Annotated in this window: 1 pseudogene; it reads right to left on the bottom strand. The window is 59.7% G+C overall.

Annotated elements, in window-relative coordinates:
- A pseudogene (locus HMPREF2879_RS02165) lies at positions 1-878 on the bottom strand (type IV secretion protein Rhs); the annotation flags it as partial.

The raw sequence follows: 878 nt of genomic DNA, 5'->3' as shown, positions 1-878 counted from the left end.
TCCTCCACCGACACCGGCGACAAACCCCACGGATCCACCAAAGAAACCGGGTTACCACCAACCAACGAGAACGGGTCAGCACCCCAACCAGCACCCACAGGCGCGCTCAGGGGATCAGGTGCCGTAAAACGAGCCACACGCGAATCCACCACGCGGGCACCCAACACCTCAAAACCCGTAGAACCCAGCACCACACCCGAAGCCGCAGACACACCAACCAGCGAATCCGGCAATACAGGCGCACCACCAGCACCCTGAGCAGAAGGCACAGCAGGCGCAACAACACCCAAAGAAGCCCAACCATACGGATCCAACAAACCGGCACCAGAACCAGCACCAGGCACCAACGAACCCACAGAAGGCATCGACGAGCCAGCCACACCCAACACACGCGGAACGAACGAGTTCTCATCCCACACCAGCGGGTGCATCACCGAAGCATCAAAACCAGCCACAGAACCCGCATTAGCGCGAGCATCGGTTGAGGGTACACCAAACTCGGGTACACCAGCAGGCGCACCACCGGCAGCAAGTACACGACCATCAGTAGAAGCGCACAGCAGCGAGAAGGACACAGCAGAATCGTCAGCAGAACCCCACGACGCCACCGAGCTCACAAACCCAGCCGCACCATAGGTTAAGGACGAACCAGAACCATCCGAAGAAACCTGCAGAAGACGCGAATCATTACCGTCATACGAGAACACGCTCGTCGCAACCGGCACCAAAGTGACGCCCTCAAGTTCCACAGACTCCGGGCACTGCGGAAGCCACGCCTGAGCATCCTCAACAGCAGAGGCAAACTCAGCCGACTGGGAATCAGCCTTCGCCTCATCCTGCACGCCATAGACGCACACTGCACGAACGCGGGCACCCTC

This window comes from Rothia sp. HMSC069C04, from assembly GCF_001812895.1.
Classification (GTDB): Bacteria; Actinomycetota; Actinomycetes; order Actinomycetales; family Micrococcaceae; genus Rothia.
This window is presented reverse-complemented; position numbering and strand designations above follow the sequence as displayed.